Source organism: Planctomonas psychrotolerans (assembly GCF_008642235.1).
GTDB lineage: Bacteria > Actinomycetota > Actinomycetes > Actinomycetales > Microbacteriaceae > Planctomonas > Planctomonas psychrotolerans.
Genome location: NZ_SJEV01000001.1, coordinates 1,768,537 through 1,794,268 on the forward strand (window position 1 = coordinate 1,768,537; position 25,732 = coordinate 1,794,268).

28 protein-coding genes are annotated in these 25,732 nt (G+C 69.8%); 14 read left to right on the forward strand and 14 right to left on the reverse strand.

All coding sequences use genetic code 11. The features are described 5' to 3' along the window. The first annotated feature begins 19 nt into the window (after positions 1–19). Both EY822_RS08035 and EY822_RS08040 read left to right on the forward strand, forming a co-directional pair. The gene (locus EY822_RS08035) at positions 20–772 is read left to right on the forward strand and encodes an SDR family NAD(P)-dependent oxidoreductase (RefSeq protein WP_150307792.1); all 753 of its coding nucleotides are present in this window, start codon (positions 20–22) and stop codon (positions 770–772) included. After that, positions 769–1,113 carry an L-rhamnose mutarotase gene (locus EY822_RS08040; protein ID WP_150307793.1) on the forward strand — a complete coding sequence of 115 codons (345 nt, stop codon included), beginning with the start codon at positions 769–771 and terminating at the stop codon, positions 1,111–1,113. The genes EY822_RS08035 and EY822_RS08040 overlap by 4 nt, the downstream gene beginning before the upstream one ends. Before the next feature lie 27 nt (positions 1,114–1,140). Here the strand turns inward: EY822_RS08040 and EY822_RS08045 are convergent, their stop codons facing one another. Genes EY822_RS08045 through EY822_RS08085 form a run of 9 tightly spaced genes read right to left on the reverse strand, consistent with a single transcriptional unit; the run spans position 1,141 to position 11,073 of the window. Beyond that, a complete protein-coding gene (locus tag EY822_RS08045) occupies positions 1,141–1,911 on the reverse strand; it encodes a FadR/GntR family transcriptional regulator (RefSeq protein ID WP_150307794.1) in 771 nt (256 codons plus the stop codon). Beyond that, positions 1,908–3,434 (reverse strand): aldehyde dehydrogenase (NADP(+)), encoded by a 1,527-nt coding sequence (locus EY822_RS08050; protein ID WP_150307795.1) that lies wholly within the window; start codon positions 3,432–3,434, stop codon positions 1,908–1,910. The genes EY822_RS08045 and EY822_RS08050 overlap by 4 nt, the downstream gene beginning before the upstream one ends. After that, complete coding sequence (locus EY822_RS08055; RefSeq protein WP_150307796.1) at positions 3,431–4,624, reverse strand: fumarylacetoacetate hydrolase family protein; 1,194 nt, start codon at positions 4,622–4,624, stop codon at positions 3,431–3,433. The genes EY822_RS08050 and EY822_RS08055 overlap by 4 nt, the downstream gene beginning before the upstream one ends. Positions 4,625–4,635: 11 nt before the next feature. After that, positions 4,636–5,421: an enoyl-CoA hydratase/isomerase family protein gene (locus EY822_RS08060; protein ID WP_150307797.1), complete on the reverse strand. Its 786-nt coding sequence runs from the start codon at positions 5,419–5,421 to the stop codon at positions 4,636–4,638. Further along, complete coding sequence (locus EY822_RS08065; RefSeq protein ID WP_150307798.1) at positions 5,418–6,581, reverse strand: carbohydrate ABC transporter substrate-binding protein; 1,164 nt, start codon at positions 6,579–6,581, stop codon at positions 5,418–5,420. The genes EY822_RS08060 and EY822_RS08065 overlap by 4 nt, the downstream gene beginning before the upstream one ends. Further along, positions 6,578–7,792, reverse strand: a complete 1,215-nt coding sequence (locus tag EY822_RS08070; RefSeq protein WP_150307799.1) for a CaiB/BaiF CoA transferase family protein — start codon at positions 7,790–7,792, stop codon at positions 6,578–6,580. Before EY822_RS08070 ends, EY822_RS08065 begins: the two co-directional genes overlap by 4 nt. Continuing rightward, entirely contained in the window at positions 7,785–8,843 is a 1,059-nt protein-coding gene (locus EY822_RS08075; RefSeq protein ID WP_227497134.1) for a Gfo/Idh/MocA family protein, read from the reverse strand. The genes EY822_RS08070 and EY822_RS08075 overlap by 8 nt, the downstream gene beginning before the upstream one ends. Then, positions 8,840–9,808, reverse strand: coding sequence for an MBL fold metallo-hydrolase (locus EY822_RS08080; RefSeq protein ID WP_150307801.1), 969 nt, complete (start codon positions 9,806–9,808; stop codon positions 8,840–8,842). Before EY822_RS08080 ends, EY822_RS08075 begins: the two co-directional genes overlap by 4 nt. Beyond that, on the reverse strand, positions 9,808–11,073 hold the full coding sequence (locus EY822_RS08085; RefSeq protein ID WP_150307802.1) for a mandelate racemase/muconate lactonizing enzyme family protein: 1,266 nt from the start codon (positions 11,071–11,073) through the stop codon (positions 9,808–9,810). The genes EY822_RS08080 and EY822_RS08085 overlap by 1 nt, the downstream gene beginning before the upstream one ends. 201 nt (positions 11,074–11,274) lie before the next feature. On the opposite strand from EY822_RS08085, the gene EY822_RS08090 reads away from it, so the two are divergent. From EY822_RS08090 to EY822_RS08110, 5 genes are all read left to right on the forward strand, one after another. Further along, positions 11,275–13,425 carry a right-handed parallel beta-helix repeat-containing protein gene (locus tag EY822_RS08090; RefSeq protein WP_150307803.1) on the forward strand — a complete coding sequence of 717 codons (2,151 nt, stop codon included), beginning with the start codon at positions 11,275–11,277 and terminating at the stop codon, positions 13,423–13,425. Between the two features lie 121 nt (positions 13,426–13,546). Next, positions 13,547–14,815 carry an ABC transporter substrate-binding protein gene (locus tag EY822_RS08095; RefSeq protein ID WP_227497135.1) on the forward strand — a complete coding sequence of 423 codons (1,269 nt, stop codon included), beginning with the start codon at positions 13,547–13,549 and terminating at the stop codon, positions 14,813–14,815. Between the two features lie 4 nt (positions 14,816–14,819). Then, on the forward strand, positions 14,820–15,764 hold the full coding sequence (locus tag EY822_RS08100) for a carbohydrate ABC transporter permease (protein WP_227497136.1): 945 nt from the start codon (positions 14,820–14,822) through the stop codon (positions 15,762–15,764). Next, positions 15,764–16,591 (forward strand): carbohydrate ABC transporter permease, encoded by an 828-nt coding sequence (locus EY822_RS08105; protein ID WP_150307805.1) that lies wholly within the window; start codon positions 15,764–15,766, stop codon positions 16,589–16,591. The genes EY822_RS08100 and EY822_RS08105 overlap by 1 nt, the downstream gene beginning before the upstream one ends. 185 nt (positions 16,592–16,776) lie before the next feature. Next, on the forward strand, positions 16,777–17,370 hold the full coding sequence (locus tag EY822_RS08110) for an NUDIX hydrolase family protein (RefSeq protein WP_150307806.1): 594 nt from the start codon (positions 16,777–16,779) through the stop codon (positions 17,368–17,370). Between the two features lie 10 nt (positions 17,371–17,380). Here EY822_RS08110 and EY822_RS08115 read toward each other — a convergent pair whose 3' ends face one another. After that, positions 17,381–18,256 (reverse strand): ion channel, encoded by an 876-nt coding sequence (locus tag EY822_RS08115; RefSeq protein WP_150307807.1) that lies wholly within the window; start codon positions 18,254–18,256, stop codon positions 17,381–17,383. Positions 18,257–18,402: 146 nt separating this feature from the next. Between EY822_RS08115 and EY822_RS08120 the strand changes: the two genes are divergently transcribed. Next, complete coding sequence (locus tag EY822_RS08120; RefSeq protein WP_150307808.1) at positions 18,403–19,746, forward strand: APC family permease; 1,344 nt, start codon at positions 18,403–18,405, stop codon at positions 19,744–19,746. A gap of 12 nt (positions 19,747–19,758) precedes the next feature. On the opposite strand, the gene EY822_RS08125 is transcribed toward EY822_RS08120, so the two are convergent. Both EY822_RS08125 and EY822_RS08130 read right to left on the reverse strand, forming a co-directional pair. Continuing rightward, on the reverse strand, positions 19,759–20,601 hold the full coding sequence (locus EY822_RS08125) for a cytochrome c oxidase assembly protein (RefSeq protein ID WP_227497137.1): 843 nt from the start codon (positions 20,599–20,601) through the stop codon (positions 19,759–19,761). 26 nt (positions 20,602–20,627) lie between these two features. After that, the gene (locus EY822_RS08130; protein WP_150307810.1) at positions 20,628–21,125 is read right to left on the reverse strand and encodes a DUF2243 domain-containing protein; all 498 of its coding nucleotides are present in this window, start codon (positions 21,123–21,125) and stop codon (positions 20,628–20,630) included. A 102-nt stretch (positions 21,126–21,227) separates the two neighbouring features. On the opposite strand from EY822_RS08130, the gene EY822_RS08135 reads away from it, so the two are divergent. From EY822_RS08135 to EY822_RS08155, 4 genes are all read left to right on the forward strand, one after another. Further along, positions 21,228–21,533, forward strand: a complete 306-nt coding sequence (locus EY822_RS08135; protein ID WP_150307811.1) for a hypothetical protein — start codon at positions 21,228–21,230, stop codon at positions 21,531–21,533. 34 nt (positions 21,534–21,567) lie between these two features. Then, the gene (locus EY822_RS08140; protein ID WP_150307812.1) at positions 21,568–21,765 is read left to right on the forward strand and encodes a hypothetical protein; all 198 of its coding nucleotides are present in this window, start codon (positions 21,568–21,570) and stop codon (positions 21,763–21,765) included. A 35-nt stretch (positions 21,766–21,800) separates the two neighbouring features. Continuing rightward, positions 21,801–22,277, forward strand: a complete 477-nt coding sequence (locus EY822_RS08145) for a VanZ family protein (RefSeq protein ID WP_227497138.1) — start codon at positions 21,801–21,803, stop codon at positions 22,275–22,277. A gap of 643 nt (positions 22,278–22,920) precedes the next feature. Beyond that, entirely contained in the window at positions 22,921–23,247 is a 327-nt protein-coding gene (locus EY822_RS08155) for a hypothetical protein (protein WP_150307814.1), read from the forward strand. Positions 23,248–23,294: 47 nt separating this feature from the next. On the opposite strand, the gene EY822_RS08160 is transcribed toward EY822_RS08155, so the two are convergent. After that, on the reverse strand, positions 23,295–24,047 hold the full coding sequence (locus tag EY822_RS08160; protein WP_150307815.1) for a GAF and ANTAR domain-containing protein: 753 nt from the start codon (positions 24,045–24,047) through the stop codon (positions 23,295–23,297). Between the two features lie 16 nt (positions 24,048–24,063). Further along, a complete protein-coding gene (locus EY822_RS08165; protein WP_150307816.1) occupies positions 24,064–24,786 on the reverse strand; it encodes a GAF and ANTAR domain-containing protein in 723 nt (240 codons plus the stop codon). A gap of 296 nt (positions 24,787–25,082) precedes the next feature. Here EY822_RS08165 and EY822_RS08170 point away from each other — a divergent pair, with 296 nt between their 5' ends. Then, positions 25,083–25,421, forward strand: a complete 339-nt coding sequence (locus EY822_RS08170) for a DUF7882 family protein (RefSeq protein WP_227497139.1) — start codon at positions 25,083–25,085, stop codon at positions 25,419–25,421. After that, the gene (locus tag EY822_RS08175) at positions 25,418–25,696 is read left to right on the forward strand and encodes an acylphosphatase (RefSeq protein WP_150307817.1); all 279 of its coding nucleotides are present in this window, start codon (positions 25,418–25,420) and stop codon (positions 25,694–25,696) included. Before EY822_RS08170 ends, EY822_RS08175 begins: the two co-directional genes overlap by 4 nt. The last annotated feature ends 36 nt before the right edge of the window (positions 25,697–25,732 follow it).

Sequence of the window (25,732 nt, forward strand, 5' to 3'; positions counted from 1 at the left end):
GTGCCGACGGACTCCACGGATGACGGGCGAGTTCGACGGCCTCGTCGCGATCGTCACGGGGGGCGGATCGGGCATCGGGCGGGCTACCGCGACGGCGCTCGCCGCGCGGGGCGCGCGCGTCGCCGTGCTCGACCTCGCCATCGACGACCTGCCCGAGGGGTCCACCGGTTACCGGGCCGACGTGACCGACCGTGCGTCGGTGTCGACCGCCGTCGGCGCCGCGGCCGCGGAGCTCGGTGGCATCGACATCGTGGTCAACAGCGCCGGGATCAGCGCGATCGGCACCGTCGAGGCGAACGACGATCCCGAGTGGGCGCGCGTGCTCGACATCAATGTCACCGGCACGGCCCGGGTCACGGCGGCGGCGCTGCCGTGGCTGCGCGAGTCGCGTGCGGCGGCCGTGGTCAACCTGTGCTCGGTCGCCGCCCTGAACGGACTGCCCGATCGCGCCCTGTACAGCGCGTCGAAGGGTGCCGTGCTCGCGCTGACCTTCGCGATGGCGACGGACCACGTGCGGGAGGGAGTGCGCATCAACTGCGTGTGCCCGGGCACCGTGTCCACCGCATTCGTGGAGCGGATGCTGCAGAACTTCCCCGACCCGGTGGTCGAGCGTGCGGCGCTCGACGCGCGGCAGGCCACCGGACGCATGGTGACACCGGAGGAGGTCGCTGGCGCGATCCTGTACCTGGCGTCGCCCCTGTCGGGGTCGACCACCGGCACCGCCCTCGATGTGGACGGCGGCCTGACCCGTCTGCGGGTGCGGCCGTCATGACCGACATCCGTCCGCCCGTGCGCCGGTACGGCATGGCGGCGCGGTTGCGCCCCGAACTGCGCGAGGAGTACCTGGCCCTGCACCGCGAGGTGTGGCCGCAGGTCGAGGCCACCATCACGGCGTGCAACATCCGCAACTTCACGATCTTCGTGCTGGGCGACGTGATCTTCGGCTACTTCGAGTACGTGGGCGAGGACTACGACGCCGATCAGGCGCGGATGGCCGAGGATGAGGCGACAAAGCGCTGGTGGGCGCGCACCGGCCCGTGCCAGCTGCCGTTCACCGACGGATCGGCCGCGCCCAACTGGGAGATGCTGGACGAGGCCTGGCACCTCGACTGAGCGCGGCGCACGTGGCGGGAAGCCGCGTCAGCCGCGTTTGGCGTTGGGGAGTCGGCGACGCTGCCAGGCGTCGATGATGTGCGTGCGCATGGCGGTCTCCGCCTCGGCGGCGTTCCCCGCCTCGATCGCCTCGAGCACGCGGCGGTGCTCGTCGAGCGTCGCCCGGAACGCCTCCGCGGTCGGCGCACCCGTGAAGCGGTTGCTTTCGCGGGCCCGCTGGAACAGCACCTTGGTGATGTTCTCGGCGAGCCGGTTGCCCGACTGGGCCATGACGAGGAAGTGGAAGTCGACGTCGGCCTGGCTGTACGCCTCCTCGTCCTCGATCGTCTCCGCCATGTGATCGAAGGCCGCGTGCAGATCCGCGATGTCCGCGTCGGTGCGTCGCGAGGCGGTGTCGGCCGACATGGAGCCCTCGAGCGCACTGCGGATGACCGCCAGATCGTCGAGCACGCCGAGGGAATCGTCATGCTCGACGAGCGCGCTCAGCACCACCGGGTCCAGCATGTTCCACGACTCGGCGGGCTGCACCTGTGTTCCCCGGCCCTGCACGACCGTCACGAGACCCTTCTCCTCGATGCGCTTCACCGATTCCCGCACCACGGTGCGGCTCACGCCGAAGTGCGCACTGAGGGTGCCCTCGGGTGGCAGGGAGTCCCCGGGCGCCACCTCCCCGGTCACGATCGCGCTCACCAGGTCGTGCACCACCGCGACGCCGAGCCGGGCGGCCGGTGTGCGGGCGTCGGCCGCGCCGAGGAAGGACCGGCTCGCCGGCGCGGCATCGGGGAGCGGGAGCGTCATCGAGTCGATCCGGCGAGGCGCAGCACGCCGTCCACGCGGCGGGGGATCGCGTCGAACCCGTCGCGCAGCTCCTTGGGCAGCAGCGCCTCCGGGGCGGACTGCCAGGCGATCGGGCGGAGGAAGCGGCGGATGGCCGTGATTCCCACCGACGTGTGCGCCGAGTTGGTCGCGGGCCACGGGCCACCGTGGTGCTGACCCCAGGAGACCCGCACCCCGGTGGGGTAGCCGTTGAAGACCAGGCGACCGACGAGGTCCTGCAACTCCGTGGCGAGAGGGGCGATGTCGTCGAGCTCGGAGTCCTCGGCGTGGAGAGTCGCCGTCAACGAGTCCGGTACGGCGGTGAGTCCGGTGCGCACCTCGTCGAGGTCGCTGTACCGGGCGAGCACGATGAGGGGCCCGAACGCCTCCTCGGTGACTGCCGCGGTCATGTCGCGCGCATCGATCTCGAGCACGCCGGGCGTGACCGTGAAGCCATCCTCGCCCGCCCTCGATGCGACGAGCGACCGCGCGTGACCGTCGGAGACGAGGCGGCCGGCGATGTCGTCGAAGGCCTCGTGGATGCGGGAGTTGAGCAGCGGCTGCGCGCCGGCCTCGCGCGCGCGCTCGACCAGCGCGGAGACCACTTCGTCCGCCGCGGCACCGCGCGGCAGGAAGGCGATGCCGGGCTTGGTGCACAGCTGGCCCGTGGAAGCGGTGAACGACGCGTACAGTCCCTCGGCGATCTCGGCCCCGCGAGCCGCCGCGGCACCCGGGGTGACGATGAGAGGGTTCAAGCTCGACAGCTCGCCGTAGAACGGGATGGGACGGTCGCGCTTCTCGATGATGTCGAGCAGGATGCGGCCGGTCGAGAGCGACCCCGTGAATCCGACGGCGGCGACCCGCGGGTCCGCGACGAGCGTGGCGCCCGCGCTCTGGCTGTAGACGATGCCGATAGTGCCCGAGGGGGCGCCGTACGCGTCGGCGGCGTCGCGCAGCGCCTCGAACGACGCGCGCGAGGTGAGCGGGTGCGAACCGTGCGCCTTCACGATCACGGGGTTCCCGGCGGCGAGGGCGGACGCGGTGTCGCCGCCGGCCACGGAGAAGGCGAACGGGAAGTTGCTCGATCCGAAGACGGCGACCGGGCCGATCGGGATCAGCATGCGCCGGACGTCCGGCCCCGGTCCCATCGGGGTATCGCCGGCGGAGTCGATGGTCGCCTCCAGGTAGCCGCCCTCCTCGACGGCCTCGGCGAAGAGGCGGAGCTGGTAGGCGCTGCGGGTGAGCTCACCGTCGAGCCGCGGCGAGGCGACGAGACCGGTCTCCGCCTCGGCGGTCGAGAGCAGATCGGCGCGCCGCGCCTCGAGTCCGTCGGCGAGTGCACGGAGCAGCCCTGCGCGCCAGGAGCGGGGGTGGGCGCGCAGCGCGGAGAACGCCTCGGCCGCCGCAGCGGTCAGCTCGCCGACCTGGGCCTCGGAGGTCGGCTCGATGCCGGTGTCGCGGGTGGTGCCGGAACGCGGGTCGGTGGTGGGAAGAGTGGTGGTCATGGCGCAACTCCCGTTCGAAGTCCACGGGCCGCGAGGCTCGCGATGAGGGCGGAAATGCCGAACGTCCACGGCTCCACGTCTTCCGTGTGGCGCACCCGATTGACGAGAGCGCCGAGTGCCGGAGACGCGATGCGGACGATGTCGTCGACATGATGGGTGAAGCCGGAACCGGGAACGTCCCGATCCTTGCTCGGTGCAAACATCGTACCGAGATAAAGCACGAGTCCGTCGGGGTACTGGTGTGTCGCCCCGAGCGCCTGGGCCGCCAGGTCGGCCGGGTCACGGCTGATCTCGGCGAGGGGCGACGTGGCCTCGAGCACGAATCCGTCGGTCCCGTCGACGCGCAGCGTCACGGTCTCGCGGCGGAGGTCGTCGAGACCGAAGCCCTCGTCGAAGAGCCGGACGAACGGTCCGACGGAAGCGGACGCGTTGTTGTCCTTGGCCTGGCCGAGGAGCAGCGCCGACCGGCCCTCGATGTCGCGCAGGTTCACGTCGTTGCCGAGGGTCGCTCCGACGATGCGTCCGGTGGAGCCGATCACGAGCACGACCTCGGGCTCGGGGTTGTTCCACGCCGAGTCGCTCCGCACGCCGACGTCGACGCCGGTACCGACCGTCGCGAGTACGGGTGCCTTCGTGAAGATCTCGGCGTCGGGACCGATGCCCACCTCGAGGTACTGGCTCCAGAGGCCCTTCCCCACGAGGAGCGATTTGAGCCTCGCGGCCTCCGGCGACCCGGGGACGAGATCGCTCAGGTCGGACCCGAGGGCGTCGAGCACCTCCGCGCGGATCGCCTCCGCCGCCTCGGCCTCGCCGCGCGCCTTCTCCTCGATGATGCGCTCCAGCATCGACACGGGGAACGTCACCCCGGCGGCCTTCACCACGTGCAGATCGATGGGGGACAGCAGCCACGGCCGGTCGGTGTCCCGGACGTCGGCCGGTGTGTTCGCCAGTAGCGCGGTCACGGTGCCGAGCACCGGGCCATCGGCGGCGGTCACGGCCGACACCGGGTCGCCCGCCTCGGTGACGTCCCGCATCAGGGCGAAGCTTCCGCTGAGGTCGCGCACCTCGCCGTTCCGCACGGCGACGACCACGGGTCCTCCGGCGGTCGCGTCCCACGCCCGTCCCACCAGCGTCGCGGATTCCGCGTCGGCGGGCAGCGCGTCGGCCACCGCCCCTGTCCAGTCGGTCATGTCGGCTCTTCCTAGCTCCGGCGGAACACGCCGGGTCGTTTCTCGGTGAACGCGGCGCGGCCCTCCGCCGCGTCGTCGGTCGCGAACGTGATGCCCTGCAACTCCCGCTCGTAGGCGACCGCCTGGGCGAGGGGGAGATTGAACGCCGCGCTCAGGTTCGCCTTCGCCGTCTCGGCCGCGATCGGTGGCCGCTCTGCGATCGTAACCGCGAGCTCCCGCGCGCGCGCCAGCAGCGAATCCGGGGCGACGACCTCACTGACGAGTCCCCAGGCGAGCGCGCGGGTGGCATCGATGGGGTCGCCGGTCATCAGCATCAGGGCCGCGTTGCTCGCCCCGATCGAGTGCGCGAGCAGCGCCGACATCCCTCCGCCGCCGATCCAGCCGAGCTTGATCTCCGGCGCGGCGAAGGTGGCGGTGCTCGACGCGATGCGGATGTCGCAGGTGAGTGCCGTTTCGAGGCCGCCGCCGAAGGCGTAGCCGTTGATCGCGGCGATCACCGGCTTGCGCAGCTCTCGGAGGGCATCGCAGTAGTCCCGCCGATTGCGGAAGTCCCAGGGCGTGGCATAGGTGTCGAGCGTGCGGATGTCGGAGCCGGCGCAGAACGCGCGCTCTCCGGCGCCGGTGAGCACGATCGCGCGCACCGCGTTCTCGTCGTTGGCCCAGGCGGCGAACCGTTCGAGGGCGGCGGACATCTCCGGCGTCACCGAGTTGAGCTTCTCCGGTCGCGTGATGGTCACGACCGCGACGGCCCCGTCCACCTCCACGTCGATCTGCGGTGTTCCGGGGTCGAAGGTCATGCGGGGGTCCTTTCGGGTGACGCGAGCGGAGCTGCGGCATCCGCGGCACGCCGATATGCGGCGTCGAGGGAATCGAGGGTGCGCCCTGCCGGTGCGCCGGCCAGGATCCCGTCGCGGACGATCGCCGACCCCTCCGCCTGGAACGGGATGTACCCGGGGAAGCGGGGGCGCACCCACGACGACTCGATCGTGGCGAGCGTGCCGCTGTAAAAACCCCCGGCCGCGGCGTCGACTGCAGGGTCGAGCCAAGCCGATCGGGCGCTGGGCTGACCCGCGTGGCGCGGGATGAAGCGGGACTGCGCGTCGGCCGACAGCAGCCAGCGGAGGTGATCGAGCAGGTCGCGCGTCGGCTCGGCCCGGCGGCTCACGGCGATGCCCGTGCCGCCGATGGTCGACCCGATGTGGGCCGCCGCGGGCGGAGCGCCGAAGGTGACCCGCCGGGAGAGGTCCGGTGCGGAGTAGGTCACGTAGCCGTACACCAGCGGCACGTAGCCGAGGTCGTCGCCAGCGGTCATGCGCTCGAGCAGACCGATGGGGTTGAGGTGCGCGCTTCCCGAAGGGGCGTGCGCGGCGAGACGGGCGAGGATCTCGAGCGCGGCGAGGCCGGTCTCGCGCGGCAGGAAGGCGTCCACCGCCTCGAGAGGTGCGGATCCGGGATCGGCCCCGAGGGACACGGCGATCGAGCAGAGGCTGAGGAAGGCGTGCGGTCCGGCGAGGCTGGGCGCGACGAGGCCGCCCGCGGCGAGGCGCAGCGCCGCATCCCAGTCGGTGGGTGCCTCGGGCACCAGGTCCACGCGCCGGGCGGCGACCTGGGTGGCGGCGTCGAGGGGGAGCGCCCACGTGCTGCCGTCCAGCCGATAGGACGCCGCGCTCGGCCCGACGGCGGCATCCGCCCAGGCGCCCAGCTCGTCGGGGGTGAACAGCTCGTCGAGGGGGCGCAGGCAGTCGGCGGCGAGCGCGTCTCCGAGATGCGGGTGGTCGAGCACCAGGAGGTCGTAGCTTTCCGCGAGGTGCTCAATCGGGCTCGATTCGAAGCCCTCCAGCGGGTGGACCTCCCAGTGCAGGGTGTCCGGGCCGCGGCCCGAGAACTCCGCGGCCGCAGCCTGGAGTGCGTCGCGACCCCGGGGGTGGTCCCAGGTGAGTCCGCGGAAGGCGGTCACGACCCGGCCACCGCGCCCGAGGAAAGGAGGGAATCGATGCGCTCGTCCGACATGCCGAGTCCCGCCAGCACCTCGCGGGTGTGTTCCCCGGTGAGCGGTGCGCCGCGGTCGATGCGCGCCGGGGTCTTCGAGAACCGGTAGGGGAAGCCCGGAGTCTTCACCCGCCCCTCCGTGGGGTGGTCGTACTCCACGAACGTGCCGTTGTGGGCGATCTGCGGGTCGTCGACGAGGTCGGCATAGCCGTACACCGGGCCGGCCCAGATGCCGGCGGCGAGGAGTTCGTCGAGCCACTCCGCCGTCGTGCGGGTCGCCAGCCGTGCCTCCGTCTTGGCGTACAGCTCGTCCCGGTGCGTCCAACCCTCGACCTCGGGGGTCATACCGGCGAACGTCGGCTCGCCGATCACCCGGCCGAGCGTCTCGAGGTCGGCGAAGCCGAGCGCCAGATAGCCGTCGCACGTGGCGAAGACGCCGTACGGGGCACGGATGTAGACGTGGGCGTTCGGCTGCTCACCGCGCTCCTGCGGCACGTCGCCCACGGTGAACACCGATAGTTCCTGCATCTGCAGGGTGGTCAGAGCATCGAGCATGTTCACCGTCACCAGCTGGCCCTCACCCGTGCGCTCCCGGTGCAGGAGGGCGGCGAGCACCGCCTCGAACGCGGTGGACGCCGTGATCGCGTCGGCGAGGTACTGCCCCGCGGGCGACGGCGGCTCGCCCTTGCGGCCCGCGGAGAGCATGGCGCCCGACATCGCCTGCAGCAGCAGGTCCTGCCCCGGCCGGTCCTTGTACGGGCCGGTCTCGCCGTAACCCGAGATCGAGACGTAGACGATGGAGGGGTTGATCGCGCGGAGCGTCTCGTAGTCGAGGCCGAGCCGGCCGGCGACTCCGGGGCGGTAGTTCTGCAGGAACACGTCGGCGCTCGCGATGAGGTCGCGCACCACCGCCGCGCCATCCGCGGACTTGAGGTCGACAGCGAGGGAGCGCTTGTTGCGGTTGAGGGAGAGGAACGACACGTTGATCAGGTTGCCCGTCGCCCCGCCCGCGGCCGCGAAGCGCTGCCACTCGCCGGCGGTCGGCTCCACCTTGATCACGTCGGCGCCCAGGTCGCCGAGGCGCTGTGCCGCGAAGGGACCCGCCATCGCGATCGAGCAGTCCACCACCCGATAGCCGTCGAGCACGCCCCTCGGCCCCGCCGCATCCGATTCAGTCATGGACCCGCACCTCTTTCCCGTTCGCGGCGGAGGATGCCAGCAACGCCTCGATGAGTTCCACCGAGCGCGCCGCCACCTCCACCGAGCTGTTGTTCTCGGTACTCGCGCCCGTGATGAGCTCGAGGAAGCGCACCGGCGGAACGAGACACTCGTACTCGCCCTCGTCGGGCGCGATGTCGACCGACTCCCGGCGGCCGTCGTATCGGCTGAGGATCACCCGCTCGCGTTCCGCATCGAGGAGCAGCACGCCCTCGCTGCCGAAGATGCGGAGGTCCACCTGGTACTTGTCGCCGTCCGCGAGCGTGGCCGCACCCGACAGCGTGCCGAGCGCGCCCGTGTCGAACCGCACGACGGCGGCATCGAACAGGTCGACCGCCGAACCGGCGTTCGCGACCCGCCCCGCGACGGTCGCGGCACGCAGACCGGTCAGCCAGAAGAACAGGGCCGAGGAGTGGGTGACCTGCCCGTGCGCGTAGCCGCCGCCGTGCTCGGGCGCCGACCAGGTGCTCGCCTGCGGAGCCGTGGCGGTGGAGGAGTCCCAGCGCTCCAGCATGTGCGCCGGGTCCCCGCCGAACAGTCCGCGCGTGGGGGAGGCCATGTGGCAGAGGGCGTACTGGATGTCGCCCACATCGCCCGCGTCGAGCATGCGCTTGGCCGCGACGGTGAACGGCTTGTAGTTCCAGCCGTAGGGCACGAGGAAGTGGGTGCCCGCGCGCTCGCGGCGCTCGACGAGGTCCCACGCCTGATCGGCCCGCAACGTCATGGGTTTCTCGCACAGCACGTGCAGTCCGCGGTCGAGTGCCGCCGCGGCCACGCCGAAGTGCAGGTCGTGCGGCGTGGTGATCACGACCGCGTCGAGGCCCGCGTCGAACAGTTCGTCGACGCTGTCGGTGGCGAAGCCGAAACCGAACCGGTCGCGCACCGTCCCGAGGTCGGGTCCGAGGCCGCACACGCCGACCAGCTCCACGTCCTCCCGTCCGGCGAGCAGCGGGAAGTGGTTGCTGGTGGCCCACCAACCGGCGCCCACAGCGCCGATCCGCACCCGGCTCACGACGCGCTCCAGTCCCAGGTGCGCCGACGATCGCCGGATGCCCCGGTCTCGCGCACGAGGCCGCGCGCGACCATGCGCTCGAGGTTGCCGGTGACGGGGAAGATCAGGTAGTCGGCGGCGGCGGGCGACCACGCCCCGACATCCGCGGCGATGCGGCGGATGAGGTCGAGGGTGGTCAACGCCGTTCCCGCCTCGCGGAGCGTCGCCTCGATCGCCGTGTCGAGACGCTCGGTGTACGCGGCCGAGGTGTCGAGGAATCGGTTCACCTCGGCGCCCTCGTACACCGGGTAGTGGGCGGTGAGCAGCAGGTCGGCGTCGAGCGCGCGGAACGCCTCGATGCTCGCGAGGTATGGATCGGTATCGCGGTAGGTCGGGGGGAACGCGGGATCGCCGGATGCGGTGGGCACCGTTTCGCCGAGCGTCGCGTCGCCGATCACCAGAGCCGACCGGGACGCGTCCCACAGGGCCACGTGCCCGTCGCTGTGGCCGGGCGTGTGCAGAACACGGATGACCCGGTCGCCCAGGTCGAACTCCTCGCCTCCCCGGAGCGCGCGGGTGATCGGTGCCACCGCCGCCGCCTCCCGGATGTACGCGGTGGTCTCCGGAGCATCGTCGAATCCATCGGCGTCGCGGAACTCGCCGTAACGCCGGGTGATGAGCACCTCGAGGTCCTCGGCCAGCGGCACGTCGAGCTCGCCCGCGAGGAGCTCGATGGAGGGCACGGCGGCGAGCAGGGCGGCATTGCCGCCCGTGTGGTCGAAGTCGCAGTGCGAGCTCACGACCCAGCGCAGGCGGGCGAGGTCGAAGTCGATGTCGCGGAGGTAGGGCAGCAGGGTGTCGGTCACGCTCTCGGCGACGCCGGTGTCGAAGAGCAGTGCCCCGGACGGGCCCTCGAGCAGGTACAGGGCGACGAAGCGGTCGCCCAGCGGCGCCTGGATGCGATGCAGACCGGGACGCAGCTCCATCAGAAGACCCGTTCCACGGGTCCATCGGCGCCGGCGGCGTCGGCGGCATGCGCATCGGCGTACGCATCGGCACGGCGTTCATCGGTGAGGTGACCACCGGAATCGCTACGGCCGCTCGTCCCCGGCGCGTCGGCGACGAGCCGCAACCCCGCACGGTGGGAACGCACATGCGGTCCATCGATCGATGACCAGGTGGCGGAGGACTCCGAGGCCGCGATCGCCGCCTCGTCGATCTCGACTCCCGCGCCGGGGCGGTCGCCGAGCACGATGCCGCCGTCGGCGTGCACCTCGTCGATGCGCATCCCGAACGGGGTGCCGAGGTCCTGCACCTCGGCGGAGAGGTGGTTCGGCACGCTGGCGGCCGCGTGGGCGACGGCGGGGTTGGCGGTGAGACCGACCGGGCTCACCGGGAGGTCGCGGGAGTGAGCCGCGGCGGCCACGCGCAGGAAGTGCGTGATGCCCCACACGGCGCCGGCCTGCACCACGTCGACAGCCCGGTGGTCGAAGAGCGGCGCGTACTGCTCGAGCCCGGTGAGATTCTCCCCGGTCGCGACGCCGGCCCGGATAGATCGGGTCAATCGCGCGTGTCCGGCCGCATCCCATCGACGCAGCGGCTCCTCGATCCAGGTGAGATCCACGCTCTCCTCGATCGTGGCGATGTACCGCACGGCCTGCTTGAGATTCCACGACTCGTTGGCGTCGAGCATGAGAGCGGGCCGGGCGGTGTTGCGGCGGAGGGCGTCGGAGACGATCCCGAGGCGACGGATGTCGGCATCGACGTCCCGGCCCCCCTTCAGCTTGCCCCCGGTGAACCCGCGCTCGCTCATGGTCGTGTAGAACGCGGCGAGCGCGTCGTCGTCGAGGGCGATGTCGAGACCGGACGCGTAGCCGGGGACGAATCGATCGCGCGCGCCGAGCAGCCGCCACAACGGTTCCCCCGCGACCTTGGCTTTGAGGTCCCAGAGCGCCATGTCGAGCGTGCCGATGCCGCCGAAGGTGGCGCCGGAGTGACCGGACTTGAAGACCCGGGCGAGCATGCGGTCGTAGAGCGCCGGAACGGCGCGCGGATCCTCTCCCTCGAGCGCCGGGAACAGGCGATCGATGTCGCTCGTGGAGCCCACGCCGACGCCCGTGACGCCCTCGTCGGTGTCGAGCAGCACGATCGGAACCTCGGTGATTCCCGAGGCGATGAAGCCGTTCACGTCGCCGACGGGACGACCCCAGTCGTGAACCGTGCGGAGGCATCGATAGCCGGTGATCTTCATATCGTCCTTGATCGTCGAAACACGGCGCGAGCATCTCGCGCAAAAACAACATACATCATATGTGTGCTTTCCGGCAGGAGAGCAGGGCGCGCTGCTGTAGTCGCGGGATGCGGCCCGAGCGGAGATTAGTATGACGTCATATTTTTATCGGTTCGCCATACTCGGTGCCGACCGCGGCAGTTCAGAACGAGGGAGTTCATCATGTCCACCGACCGGCTCGAGGTGTTCATCGGCCCGCACGGATCGCATCACGGCATCGGGTCGCCGGGGTATCCGGTGCGCGAACTGGCCCAGGCGCTGCGGCTCCTGCGGGGGAGGCGAGCACCCGGTCAGCAGGCGGTCATCTGGGTGCTGCCCGGGTCGTACCGGATCCGGGAGACCCTCGAGCTCGGTCCCGACGACTCGCACACCACCATCGCGTCGACGGGGGGCGAGGTGGTGTTCGACGGGTCGGCCGAAATCGAGGGCTGGAGCGCGTCGACCGTGCGCGGTCGCGCCGTGTGGAGCGCCCCGGCGCCGGATCGGAGATTCGTGAGCCTCTACGTCAACGGGGAGCGCCGCTCCCGTCCCCGCTTCCCTCGGGAAGGCGACCTGTGGATCGAACGGCAGGCGGGCCTCGACGTGACCGGCGACTTCGACGGCACCCTCTTCGATGGGTCGGATCGCTTCGTCTTCGCCGACGGGGACATTCCCGACCTCGCCGCGCCCGAGGAGGTCGACGTCGTCGTTCCGCACTTCTGGGTGCAGGAGCGGATGCCCATCGCGTCCCTCGACAGGTCGACGCGCGAGATCGTCAGCTCCCGACGGAGCATCTTCGCGCTCCGCGACGACGCCGCGCAGCGCTTCGCCCGCTACTGGCTGGACAACGTGGGGGAGGCGTTCGGTGACGAGGCGGGGGAGTGGTACCTCGACCGCGCCGGCGTGCTGTCGGCGACCGGAGAAGCGCGTCTCTACTACGCGCCCCTGCCCGGTGAGACCCTCGACGACGCGGTGATCAGCGTGCCCGCGATCGACTCGTTCGTGCGCGTGGTCGGGGATCCCGGTGCCGGGCGTGCGGTGCGGAACGTTCGCATCGAGGGCATCACCTTCCGGCACGCCGGTTTCGAGGAGACGCCAGCCGCCCGGTCACCGTTCGGAGTGCGCGAGGACGAGCTGCTGCCCGCCGACGTCGACTTCGCCGCGGCCGTTCAGGCGGCCACGGAGGCGCCGGGCGCCCTCCTCTTCTCCGGTGCGCGCGACTGCGTCGTGCTCGGGGGAGGGGTGGAGCGGGTCGACGGCTACGCGATCGAGCTCGGCCCCGGCACGCGCGGGTGTCTCGTGAGCGGGGCGGTGCTGCGGGACCTCGGCGCAGGAGCCGTGCGTGCGGGCGGATCCGATGACCCGAGGTCCGAACTGTTCTGCCGGGCGAACGAGGTCAGTGACAACGACATCCTCGAGGGTGGGCGGGTGTACCCGAACGCCGTCGCGGTGCTCTTCCAGCACGGCGCCGACAACGTGATCGCCCACAATCACATCCGCGACTTCTTCTACTCCGGCATCTCCGTGGGCTGGGTGTGGGATTACGCACCGAGCCCGTCGACCGGCAATCTCATTGCCTACAATCACATCCACGACCTCGGCCAGGGCAGGCTCAACGACACCGGGGGCATCTATCTGCTCGGGATCGCCCCCGGCACGATCGTGCGCGGGAACCACGTGCACTCCGTGCTCTGTCGCAACTACGGCGGCTGGGGCATCTACCTCGATCAGGGGTCGTCGCACGTGGTCATCGAGGGCAACGTGGTGCACGACTGCAGTCACCAGGCGTTCCACGTGAACTACGGGCGCGAGAACACCGTCCGGCACAACATCTTCGCGTTCGGTGGCGAGAGCCAGGTGGCCGTGACCAAGCCAGAGGCGCATCGACCGTTCACGTTCTCCCACAACATCGTGCTGGGCCATGGGCGTCCGGCCTTCGCCGGCCGGGCCGACCACCGGGACATCCGCTCGCTGACGGTCGAGAGTGACCTCAACCTGTACTGGGATGAGGATCCGATCGACGGTGCGGTGTTCGCCGCCAACGGCGGGTACGACGCCGACTTCGCCTGGACGGTGCGGGAGCCCCTGGACGCCGTCTGGACGGATGCCGGACGGGACCGGCACTCGATCGTCGCGGATCCCGGCTTCACGGACGTTGCCGCGAGGAACTTCCGGGTGGCGCCGCGCGGGCCGGCCGAGTTGCTGGGCATCGACGTGCCCGACGCGTCCCGGGCCGGCGTGAGAGCGGAAGCGGAGCGCACGCACCCGTCGGGACGGCGCACCCTCTCCAGTGTCACGTCCGGCGGCGGAATTGGTTTGACATCACACGTATGAACAATTAGATTCGGCGTACCGGCGCAGTGCTGCACCACGGGCTGCCCGCACCGATACCCCGGTGGGTGCTTCACTCGGAGTTCCCGAATCTCGAACGGAAGGCATTCTCGCAATGAAGCGAATGATCAACTCCGCAGCACTCGGTCTCGCTGCAGCCCTCACCCTGACCGCATGCGGCGGTGCCAGCGCGGGCGGTGGCACCGGCGGTGGCTCGGGCACGGATGGCGGCACGGCCGACAAGCTCGTGGTCTGGAACTGGGGTGCGGCCGATGACGCCGCCGCGGCGTTCCAGGAGGACGTCATCGCGACGTTCAACGAGCAGAACCCCGACGTGGAGGTCGAGGTCGTCTCGCAGCCGTTCGACCAGTACTACACCCTGCTCGGCAGTGCGATCGAGGCCGGAACCGGGCCCGACGTCGCGCTGTTCAACGGGGGAACGCAGCTGAAGAGCCGTGCCGGCTCGCTCGTACCGGTGACCGACGAACTCGCCGACATCACGGGCGACCTCGCCGGATGGCCCGCCTTCCAGGCCGACGGCGAGACGTATTCGGCACCGATGTTCCTGCAGGGCTTCCCGATCTACTACAACAAGGCGATCTTCGAAGCGGCCGGGCTGGACCCCGAGGCGCCGCCGACCACCTGGGAGGAGCTCGGCGCCGCCTGCGACACCATCACCTCCTCCACCGACGTCTCCTGCTTCGCGCTCGGCAACAAGGAAGGCCTCGGCATCGAGTTCTTCCTCTCCGGCTTCGGGTCCGGCATCTTCACCGCCGAGGAGTACGACGCCTGGATCGACGGCGAACGCGACTGGACGAGCGAGCACGCCCGCCAGGTGCTCACGATGTGGTCCGAATCGAGCGCCGACGGCTGGTACAACGAGGGCGCCAACTCGACGGCGATGTTCAACGACTCGTTCGACATCTTCTCGGGGGCCAAGGCCGCGATGGTCATCGGCCTCTCCTCGGGCATCGCGCACTGGAAGCAGTTCGACGAGTTCCTGGGCGACGACCTCGGATTCATGATGCCCGTCACCACGAACGAGGGCACTACGCTCGCGCTGCCCATCGAGGGCGGCATCGGCTACGGCGTGCTCAACGAGGACAAGAAGGACCTCGCGGTCGACTGGATCAAGGCCACCGTCGAGCGCGACGCGCAGGCCGACTACGCGCTGGCCGGTGGGCAGATCGTGTCCAACACGACCGTGGAGCTCGACACCGACATCGCCTCGGCGCAGGCCATCATCACGGAGCTGCCCGGCAGCAAGCCGCTGCTCCACACGTCGCTGTCCGGTGACACCCTCGACCTGCTGCACCGCCTCGGTCAGCAGCTGCTGGTCGGCGAAGTGACCGTCGACGAGGCCGCCGCCCAGCTGCAGGCATCGGAAGGCTGAGTTTGTGACCGCCCTCCTCGGTTCCCGGTCGGACGTCCCCACGGACGTCCGACCGGGGACCACCCCCGTGCCGCGCCGGCGCCGCCGGCGCTTCACCGTGGAGAGCACCGCCCCGCTGCTGCTGGTGTTCCCGGCGATCGCGATCCTGCTGGTCTTCCGCGTCTACCCGCTGATCCTCGGCGTGAACTTCTCGTTCACCGGTGACCAGGAGCTCAACGGGGTCTTCATCGGGCTCGACAACTACGTCACCCTGATGAACGACGTGCGGTTCCACGCCGCGGCACGGAACGTGATCGTCGTTCTGCTGTTCGTTCCCATCGAGGTGTTCGTCGCCGGCATCCTCGCGACGTTCATCTTCCTCAAGGTGCCCGGCCACCGCTTCTACCGCAGCGTCTACTTCCTGCCCGTGGTGCTGTCGCCGATCATCATCGGGGCGATCTTCAACATCGTGCTCGCCGCGAACGGCCCGCTCAACGAGCTGAACCGGGCGGTCGGGCTGCCCATCGTCGACTGGCTGGGCCAGTCGAACAGCGCACTGCCGAGCGTGCTGGGCGTGCACATCTGGGCCACGTTCGGCATGGCGCTCGTGATCTTCCTCGCGGGATTCTCGACGGTCGACCAGGAACTGCTCGACGCCGCCCGCATCGACGGCGCCACCCTTCCGCAGACGATCTGGTACGTCGTCATCCCTGAGCTCTCCCAGACGATCCAGTTCGTCTTCGTCACCACGACCATCGGCATGCTGACCGGTCTTTTCGGCCTGCTCTACACGATGACGGCCGGCGGACCCGGAGCCGCCTCGTACCTGCCCGAGTTCCTCATCTGGAAACTCAACGGCGAGGCCAAGCCCGCCCTCGCCTCCGCGGCGTCGGTCGTGCTGCTCCTGCTGATCCTCGTGATCGGTCTGCTGCAGATCCGCGTGCTCCGGCGCGCCACGAAGGAGGTCTGATGCGCAGCACCGGAGTCGCACGGTGGCTCATCGCCGTGCCCATGGCGATCCTCGCGCTCGCCACCATCTACCCGATGCTCTACACGCTGAACATCGCGCTGAAGACGAGGTACGACTACGTGATCGACCGTGGTGGTCTCACCACCACCTTCGCGTTCCAGAACTTCGTCGACGCCTGGACCCAGGCGAACATGGGCCGGTACTACCTGAACTCGATCCTCGTCACGGTCGTGTCGGTGCTGCTCATCCTGCTGATCGCATCGATGGCCGGATTCGCCCTCAGCCACCTGACGTTCCGCGGTAGCCGGGCGGCGTTCCTGCTGATCCTCGCGGCCATGATGATCCCGTTCCAGGTGATCATGGTGCCGTTCATCAAGACGCTCAGCGACTTCTCGATGATCAACACCTATCCGGGGCTGATCATCGCGTACGTGTCGCAGTTCCTGCCGTTCACGATCTACTTCATGACCGCGTACTTCGCGCGCATCCCGAAGGAGATCACCGAGGCCGCCCGGGTCGACGGCAACAACATCTACGGCGTCTTCGGTCGCATCATGCTCCCGCTCGGGCGCCCCGCCCTCCTGTCGATGGGCATCCTCAACGCGCTGTTCTGCTGGAACGACATCCTCATCTCCCTGCTGGTGATGCAGTCGCCCAGCCAGCGCACGCTGATGGTGGGCGTGAGCGCGCTGCGCGGACAGTATCCCGACAACGTGCCCACCTACCTGTCGGGCGTGCTGCTCGTGGTGCTGCCCCTGATCGTGGTCTACCTCATCTTCCAGAGGCAGATCACCGCCGGTGTCACCGCCGGAGCCACCAAGGGCTGACCTGCGCCCCGCTCCGCCCGTGGACATCGCCGTCCCCGCTTCCTTTTCCCCTCGCCGCCACCCATATTCCGGTAGCGGCGACGCGGGACGGGAGCGGGGAGATGCTGAGGCGGCGGCGGGGACGGCCGGGGCGGTGGGGCATGGTGGGGGATCGGGCGGGGGCTCGCGTCGTATAAGAATGAACCATGGCCGTTCGCACCCCTGACCCCGATCCCGACTGGACCCCCGGCCCGGACGATGCGCCGCCGCCCGCGTCCGCGGCGAATCCCGGGTGGCTGTCGGACATCGAGCTCATGGAGGCTCGCCGCCGGCTTCCGCTGCTCTACGTGGAGGCCGTCCCGGTGCGGGTGGATGGCATGGGTCAGGTCATCGAGGTGGGCATCCTGCTTCGCGCCACCGCGACCGGCCAGATGACGCGCACACTCGTCTCCGGTCGCGTGCTCTACGGCGAGACGCTGCGGGATGCGCTGTACCGGCACCTCGAGAAGGACCTCGGTCCGATGGCGTTCCCGCAGCTCCCGCCCGCGCCCACCCCGTTCTCGGTCGCGGAGTACTTCCCGATGCCGGGCGTGGGCAAGTACCACGACGATCGGCAGCACGCGGTGTCGCTCGCCTACGTGGTTCCGGTGACCGGCACCTGCGACCCGCGCCAGGACGCGCTCGAGCTCACCTGGATGACGCCGGGCGAGGCCGCGTCGGCCGAGATCTCGGACGACATGGAGGGGGGTCGCGGCGCGCTGCTGCGAGCGGCACTCGCCTCCGTGGGTGTGCTGCCCTAGCGATTCGCGCTCAGGTGCGCAGGTCCTGCCCGTGGTCGGTCGCGTAGGCGGCGAAGATCGCCTCGAGATCGTCGCCGGTGTGCAGAAAGGTGCCGCGCAGTTCCGCCCCGAGCTGGTCGAGCGCCTGCGACAGCTGCTCGCCGCTCAGGCGTACCGCCGCTTCCGACCGGGACCGGGCCGCGTCGCGCATCCGCAATGCGTACGGCAGCTGCCGGGCGAGGGACAGGTCGGGGTTCTCCTCCTGGAAGTAGTACCCCTCGGCGTGCTGCGTGAGGTCCACGCGCACCGCCGCCACCTCGGCCGTCAGCGTGTCGAGCACCCGTGAGGCGGTGGCGGCATCGACCTCATCCAGTGCGTCGGCGTACCCCGTGTCGGCCAGCCCTTTGAGTTCGAGGGCCAGTGCGCGTCGGCGGAACAGCGGCGGATAGACCTGCGCGAACCAGGTGAGCGCCGCGGTGAGGAGCGCGAAGCCGGTCAACGCCTCCAGCGGCGCGGCCAGGCGGATGCCGGGGTCGGTGGCCACGGCGTCGCCGTACCCCAGGGTGGTCAGCGTGACGAACGAGATGTACAGGGCCTCGGCGAATGCGGAGTACCGGCTCGGGTCGATGCCCGGTGCATACAGGAAGTCACCCGGGATGTGCGGCACGTAGATCAATGCCCAGCCCACGCCCTGCAGGGCGACCCACATCACGATCACCGCGACCATCGCGGCCGGGCCCACGGCCGACCCCAGGCGATGCTTCGTCGCCCTCGACAGCCACCACGTCGCCGAGAGCACCCATCCGCTCACCCGCCCCTGGCCGGTCGGGTGCAGCAGCGTGCGGAACATGTCGATCAGGCCGATCGCGAGAATCGCGATCCCCGCGATGGTCAGTACTACGGTCACGCGCACCCTCTCCTCACTGCTCTGCGCCGGCGAGCTCCCCTGGGCCGCACGCGCTATACCCCTGTAGGGTATCGTGGCGAACTCGTCACCGGCGCGGCCGCATTCTCCGCGGCGAGGTCGGACGGCCGCAGGAAAGGATCTCGTACATGGGGCACGATTCCACAACCCGGAACGATCAGAAGCTGTCGCTCACCGGATCCGTCGCCCTCGGCACGGGGGTGATGATCGGAGCCGGCATCTTCGCCCTGGTGGGGCAGGTCGCCGAACTGGCCGGAGGCTGGGTGCCCTGGGCGTTCTTCGCCGGGGCGGTGGTGGTGGCCTTCAGCTCGTACTCCTACATCCGCTACTCCGCCACCAACCCGTCGTCGGGCGGGATCGCGATGCTGCTGAAGGCGGCGTACGGCCCCGGGGTGCTCGCCGGATCCTTCTCGCTCTTCATGTACGTGTCGATGATCCTCGCCGAGAGCCTGCTCGGAAGAACGTTCGGCACCTACGTCCTGCGCCCGTTCGGGATGCAGGATTCGCCGGTGTGGGTGCCGGTGCTGGCCGTGGCCGCCATCGCGGCGGCCGCGCTCGTGAACCTCGTGGGCAACCGGCTGGTGGAGCGCTCCGCCACCGTGACCGCGGCGATCAAAATCGTCGGGATCGCCGTGCTCGCCATCGCCGGCATCGCCGCGGCGGGTCTGTCGTCGCTGAGCGGTCTGTTCACCGTGGCGGACCGCACCGCCCCGGAATCCGGGTGGGCCGGGTTCCTGGCCGGGGTCGCGCTGTGCATCCTGGCGTACAAGGGTTTCACCACGATCACCAATCAGGGCGCGGACCTGCGCAAGCCCGAGCGCAACATCGGCCGATCGATCCTGATCGCCATCGGGCTCTGCACCGTGCTGTACCTGCTCATCACCGTGGCCGTCACCGGCAGTCTCACGGTGCCGCAGATCGTCGAGTCCCGCGACTACGCACTGGCCGAGGCGGCGGAACCCCTGTTCGGCAGCTGGGGAGTGACCCTCACGGTGGCCATCGCCGTCGTCGCCACCCTGTCGGGCCTCGTGGCGAGCCTCTTCGCCGTCTCCAAGCTCTACGACATGCTCCGCGACATGGGGCAGGCCCCGGGGCTACCGGGCCGCACCGGCGACCAGGGACACCAGTCGCTGTACATCACCGCGGGTCTGGCGATCCTCATGGCCACGTTCTTCGACCTGTCGCAGATCGCCGCGCTGGGTGCCATCCTCTACCTGGCCATGGACATCGCCATCCATGTCGGCATCCTTCGTCACCTCCGAGGCGATGTGAATGCCACGGTGTGGATCCCCGCGGTCGCGATCGTGCTCGACGTCGCCGTGCTGGTGCCTTTCGTGGCGCTGAAGGCGCAATCGGATCCCCTGACCGTGGTGGTCACCGCGATCGTGGCCGTACTCATCGTGGGAACTCAGTGGCTCGTCGTCCGCCACCGGAACGCCAGCGACGACAACGCTGCCGACGACGACTCGTAGTGCCGAGCCCGCTCACCGCACCGGCGCGGGTAGGGCGGTCCCCGCGGACCGGCGTTCGCGGGGTCGGGTCGCGGCGTACCACCGCGCGCACAGCAGCACGAGGATCGCGAGCTCCACGGCGTCGCCGCCGTAGTACATGACGAGCGCTCCCGCTTCGGCCCGGTCGGCCGGCACGCCGACGGGTGGCGCGGCATACAGGTACTTGGCGAGGATGCCGTGCCCCGCGAACGCGACGATCAGCCAGGCCGATCGCGTGACGTACGACGGGCGGTGCGCAATCGGATCCACCCCCACGATCGACGCCGTGAACAGGTATCCGGCGAGAAAGATGTGCGCGTTCACGAGCGCCGCGACGAGCGGGTCGGCGTGCATGGCGGAGTCGTGCATGGCGGAGTCGTGCATGGCGGAGTCGTGCATGGCGGAGTACAGGGGCGTCGCGTAAAGCAGCCACATCCCGCCGATGGTCAGCACCGTGGCGGGTCCGGGATGCGCGACGAATCGCACGGGAGGGCAGCCGAGCAGGCGTGCGAGTCGCCGGGCGGGCACCGGGTCGAGCGCTCGGAGGGCCAGCGTGACCGGGGCCGCGCGCACGAGCAGAAGCGGCGCGAGCATCCCCAGCAGCACGTGGCTTGCCATGTGGGCGGCGAAGTCGGCATGCGCGGCGTCGCCGAGCGGTCCGAAGAGCGCGAGCACCGCCGCGATCAGCCCGGCCACCCAGCAGGCGGAGCGACTGGCCGGCCACTCGCCGCGCCACCGGGTGCGGGCGACGGCGGACAGGTACGCCGCCGCAAGTACCGCCGCCACCGCGAGTACCAGCAGGGGCACCAATTCGGACCCGGTCTGGCTCTCGGTCACGTCGTGGACGTGCCCTCCAGCGCTCATCACCCCAGCGGCCGATCGCCGCGCCGGGCGGCCCGAGCGCGTCGGCCGCTCAGCACCAGAACGACGATTCCTCCGAGAAGTACCGCGAGGCCCGCGCCTTGCCAGGCGAGGTCGTAGGGCAGCAGGTCCACGCCGTACCGCACCTGGTGCAGCTCGAGCAGCTTGTGGTGCACGATGCCGTCGTAGAGCTGGAAGGCGCCCGCACCCACGAGCACCGCGCCCGTCCATCGGTCCCACCGCACGAGACGGCGGCGGGCGAGGTCCGCGAGCAGGAAGAGGCCGGCCACGGTGGCGAACCACCCGAACGCGTGCAGGATCCCGTCGGACACCAGGCCGGCCGCGGTGGTGGACCGGTCGTAGAAGTGATGCCAGTGCAGCAGTTGGTGAAAGACCACCTCGTCGATGAACGCCGCGACACCAATGCCGAAGAGCACGCCGGACAGAACGTTCCGGCGATTCCGCGCCGGCGTCGGTGCGTCGTCCATCGGTCCTGTCATCCGCTGCTCCCCGTGTCCCCTCGACGCTACGCCCGCGAACGCCTAGACGGGCCGACCCCGACGTGCCTAACTGGGGGAAACGATCCGAACGAGGAGATTCGCATGAGCGACAGCGACACGAACACCCAGCCCACCGGCAGCGACGACGAGAAGGCCAGCGACGGGGGGACCGGTGGCGTGACCGTGCAGGGTCCGTCCGACGACGCGCCCGCGACGCAGGGATTCGGTGGCGGTGACCCCACCGCGGGAACCGGTGGTGCGGACGAGAGCGGCGCGGGCGACACCACCATCGGCGATGGTGAGACCCTCGTCAACGGCGACGAATCGGACGTCCCCACCGGACATCAGGCCGCGCAGGGTGCCACGGACGAGGTGGATCGAGGCGCTCAGGGGCGCATGCGGGAGTAAGCGCGCCGGTTCCGCGCTCGGTTACGCTGGTCGGATGGATTCCGGTACCAAATGGCTGTTCGGCGGCATCCTCACGGTGATCGTGGTGGCCGTCGTCGCGTGGTGGCTGGTGAACCTCGTCTTCGGGTTCGTCCTGTTCCTCGTGAAGCTGCTCATCGTGCTGGTGGTCGTCGCGGCGGTCGCCCTGTGGCTTCGCGCACTGTTCGCGCGGTCGGATACCTCCCGCGACTGACGTAACGCCCAGACGCCCGCTGAGAGAATGGTCGAATGTTCCATCGGCATCCGATTCTCAGCGTGGTCACCTTCGCGTATCTCGGACTGGTCGCATGGATCACGCTCGGTCCGCCACCGCGAACCGGATCGGACAACTCGCTGCTCTGGACCATGATCGGCTTCTTCGCCGAGCACCGTTTCACCAGCTGGCTCACCTACTCCCGCGTGGAGTTCCTGGCGAACGTGGCCATGTTCGTGCCCATCGGGCTCTTCTTCCTCCTGCTGTTCGGCCGACGGCTGTGGATCGTCGCGGTGCTGGCGAGCGCCGGACTCACCGTCGCGATCGAGTCGGTGCAGCTCTTCCTCCCGGAACGCGTCTCCGACCTGCGCGACATCGTCGCGAACTCGGTGGGCGGCCTCGTGGGAGTGCTGCTGGCCCTCGCGCTCACCGCCGGATCGGCACGCCGGGCGAAGGCGCGGAAGGTCGCCCGCGAGCGCGAGCTGACAGCCCGGTCGCGCGTCCGCGTCTAGCGTCCCCGCTCGTCCGATCTGTTCCTACGTCGTGCCATCAGGCGCCCTCGACTGCGGTCGAACGAAGAACACGTCGGGAAATCGGCTGGTCGCTTCGACCCAGCCCTCGCTCGCCGGGGGAAGGCGACGCAACGACAGGATGGACGCCCGGCGAATCTCCCACGCCTGACCGGTCGCGCGATGACGTGCTGTCCGTAGTGGGATGCGGTCGGCCGCCACCCCTCGTTGCCCGCCGCCTGCAGCGCCTCTACCTCGTCGACGTTCGGCGCGATCGTGAGGGTCCGCGTGTCGGCCGCTCCGGTGAGCCCCGTTCCGGACTGAATCGCTGTTGGGCGGCCTGGCGGCTGATGCCGAGCGCACCACCCGCCGCCGCCCAGCTCGCCCCTGCTTCCCGCGCGGCCAGCACGGCCTCGGTCTGCAGAACCGACGCTTCGATGGAAGCCTGCCGAAGACGCGCGCGGCCGCGAGCATCATGGTCCCGTCTCGGCATCGGCATCGGCATCGGCATCGGCACCGGCGGTACGCCCGGTGTGCTCCGATCAGCATGGTCGCACCCTTGACCCGCTTCTGACGCGGCCGTAGGATCGCCACGTTGTCCCCGGACCCCGGCAGCGGACTATTCGTGAAGCTCGAAGGGGTTCCAATGAACGCTCTCACCGTCGATTCATGGGCCTCCGGCGCCGCCGGGGAGTCGTACGCCGCGCAGGTGCTCGACGATCTCGATGCCGCACTCGAGTACTGCGAGAACCGGCAGCTTCGTCTGGAGCAGACCCCCGCGCAACTGTGGGTGGTGCACGCCGCCGGAACCGATCGAGTTCTGGGACGCGTGGAGCAGCACGACGGACGCTTCCAATGGGCGACCGGTAACGCCACCGGCTCGAGCTGCGATTCCCTGTGCCGCGCCGTCACCGAACTGATCGCCGCCGAGCGGCCGGTGGAGAGGACTCGTCCTCACGCGCAACTCGGCTGAGAGCGTCGCCCGGCCGCGCCGGAGGATCCCTCCGCGGGACCGGACGGCTAGGGGCGCTTCTTCGTCGCCGGACGTGCGCTGATGGTGGCGGGGTCCAGGGTGCGCGTCGCGATCGACTCCGCAAGCGTGCGGAGGGAGGTCTGGTTTCGACGAGCGTGGTCCCGAAGCCAGGTGAATGCCTCCTCCAGCGGGATGGAGTGCGCCTCGGACAGCACGCCCTTCGCCTGTTCGATGAGGACACGGCTGTCGAGGGCATGCTGCAGTTGTTCGGTGACGGCACTCGACTCGCGGACGAGGCGTTCCTGCATGATCCCGATCGTCGCAATGTCCGTCAGCGCGCGGGCCGTGGCGATGTCCCGGTCGTTGAGCTTTCCCACCTGAATGCTGAACAGGTTCATCGCCCCGACGGTCTTGCCGCGCAGACGTAGCGGGGTGGCGTAGACGGAGTGGAATCCTCCGGCCGCGGCCGCCTGCGCGAAGTCGGGCCACTTCGCCTGGACGGTGTCGATGTCGGGCACGGAGACCGCCTCACCGGTGGTGAAGCATTCGACGCACGGGCCCATCCCGGCGTTCAGCTGCATGATCTCCACCAGTTCCGCCGCCTCGCCGGTGGAGGCGATGGCCTGGAGCTGCCCCGAGCTGTCGGCGAGCATCAGTCCGCCGGCGTCCGTGTCGAGGAGTTCGGCGCAGCTCTCCACGAGGTACTGCAGCAGTTCGACCGTGTCGTAGTCATCGACCAACGTGTCCGCGAGTTTCACGAAGACAACGTTGAGGCGCTGCTCCCGGGATAGATCGCTCATCGGGGTGCGTCGTCCATCATGGGCGTCCATCGGGGTGACCATCCATTCTCGGGGGGAGGTGTGCGAAGTTCAGCTGCCGAGTGATCACCTTGCGCGCGACGACTTCGACCGTCTCATCCTGAGCGTACGCATAGGCTCGCAGTTGCAGAAACGCGTCACTGGCCGAGGTGTCCGATTGCACGGAGATCATTCCCGTCGCCTGGTGCACCTCCCGCCGGAGTTTCCCTCGTGTTTCTGGTCCCGTCGGCATCTCGCGACCGGCAGAGACGATGGCACGCTCGATCACCGGCCCGGCGACCCAATGCACCAGCGCCCCGGCGGTGGCCATGTCCTCATCGCTCAGCAGTCCCGGGCCTTCTCGATACAGAGTCGCGACGCCGACCACGATGGCTCCGGACTTCAGCGGGAGCGAGACGATCGTCGCCACGTTCAGATCCTGCACGGCCGCATCGAAGAACGGAGCGCTCCCGCCCGAACCCTGCTGCGTGCTGATCTGCTGAGCCCTGCCGGTGGACACGACCGCGTACCCCGGTCCCTCGCCCAACTCGAACTGGAGCTCCTCGATCCGACTCGATACCTCGTCGCTCGACGCGATCACCTCTCTTTGGCCGTTCCCGTCGAGCACGGCCAGCGAGACTCCGGAGATCGCCAACAGGCGAAGGAACGGGAGCAGCATGCTGGTGGGGGAGGTCGGTGCGTCCTGCGGGAATGACGCCGAACCGGTGAGTGCGTCAGCCATGCCTTCATATTAGAACCGGCGATCGCTCTCGGTGCCGGTTCGTCGCGTGGAGCGCCCACTCCCAACGGTCCGCAGGGCGTGTGTTGCCGCCCCCGCGGCGTGTCCCGTAGGATCGCGACTGTTACTCCAGACCCAGGTTTCGTGCAGGTGGGAATTCCCGCCGCCTGCTGGTGCCGTCCGATCGGACGGCGGAACCTCGAGGTGGGCATGACGAACTCGCATCCTCACCATCCGCGGTGTGTCGATGGCTTCCGGGGAGGGAGCCCGCGATGGCGCCGCGGATATGGAATCACCGGATGGAGTACCGCACCATGGGCAAGATGATCTACGGGCCGCAGGGCGATGAGATCCAATTCGATGACCGGCTTCTGGCCCACTTGCAAGTCGCGATCATCACGAAGTTCCGCCGGAACGAGTGCTTCGCCTTCACCTTCGTCCACGCGATGGAAGAAGGTAGCGGCCGAAGCACCATCTGGCTGCACCCCACCGTTCCCCTGCGCTTCCGATACGCCGGGACGAGAGAAGCCAAGCTCAACAGGGACTGGCTCGAGCGTCTGCTCGTGTCGGCGAACTCCACCACGGGCCTGCGCCCCGTCGACGAACCGGCCCCGGAGTCGGCTAGCGTCGTCCCATGACGGAGGAACGCATCGGGCGGCGCGCGATCGTGCGCGGTGAGGTGCAGGGCGTCGGGTTCCGGATGAACGCGCGCGAGCGGGCGCGCGAACTCGGGGTGAGCGGCGTGGCTCGCAACCTCCCCGACGGCAGCGTCGAGGTTCTCGTGGAGGGCGACGCGGCGGCGGTGAACGCGATGCTCGAGTGGCTGCAGCACGGGCCGCAGTACGCGCGCGTCGACTCCGTCGAGGTGACGGAGCATCCCCCGACCGGGGAGGCCGGCTTCCAGGTGGAGTGAGGCGGCGTCTTCGCATCGCCGCCGCACCGGTGCGGC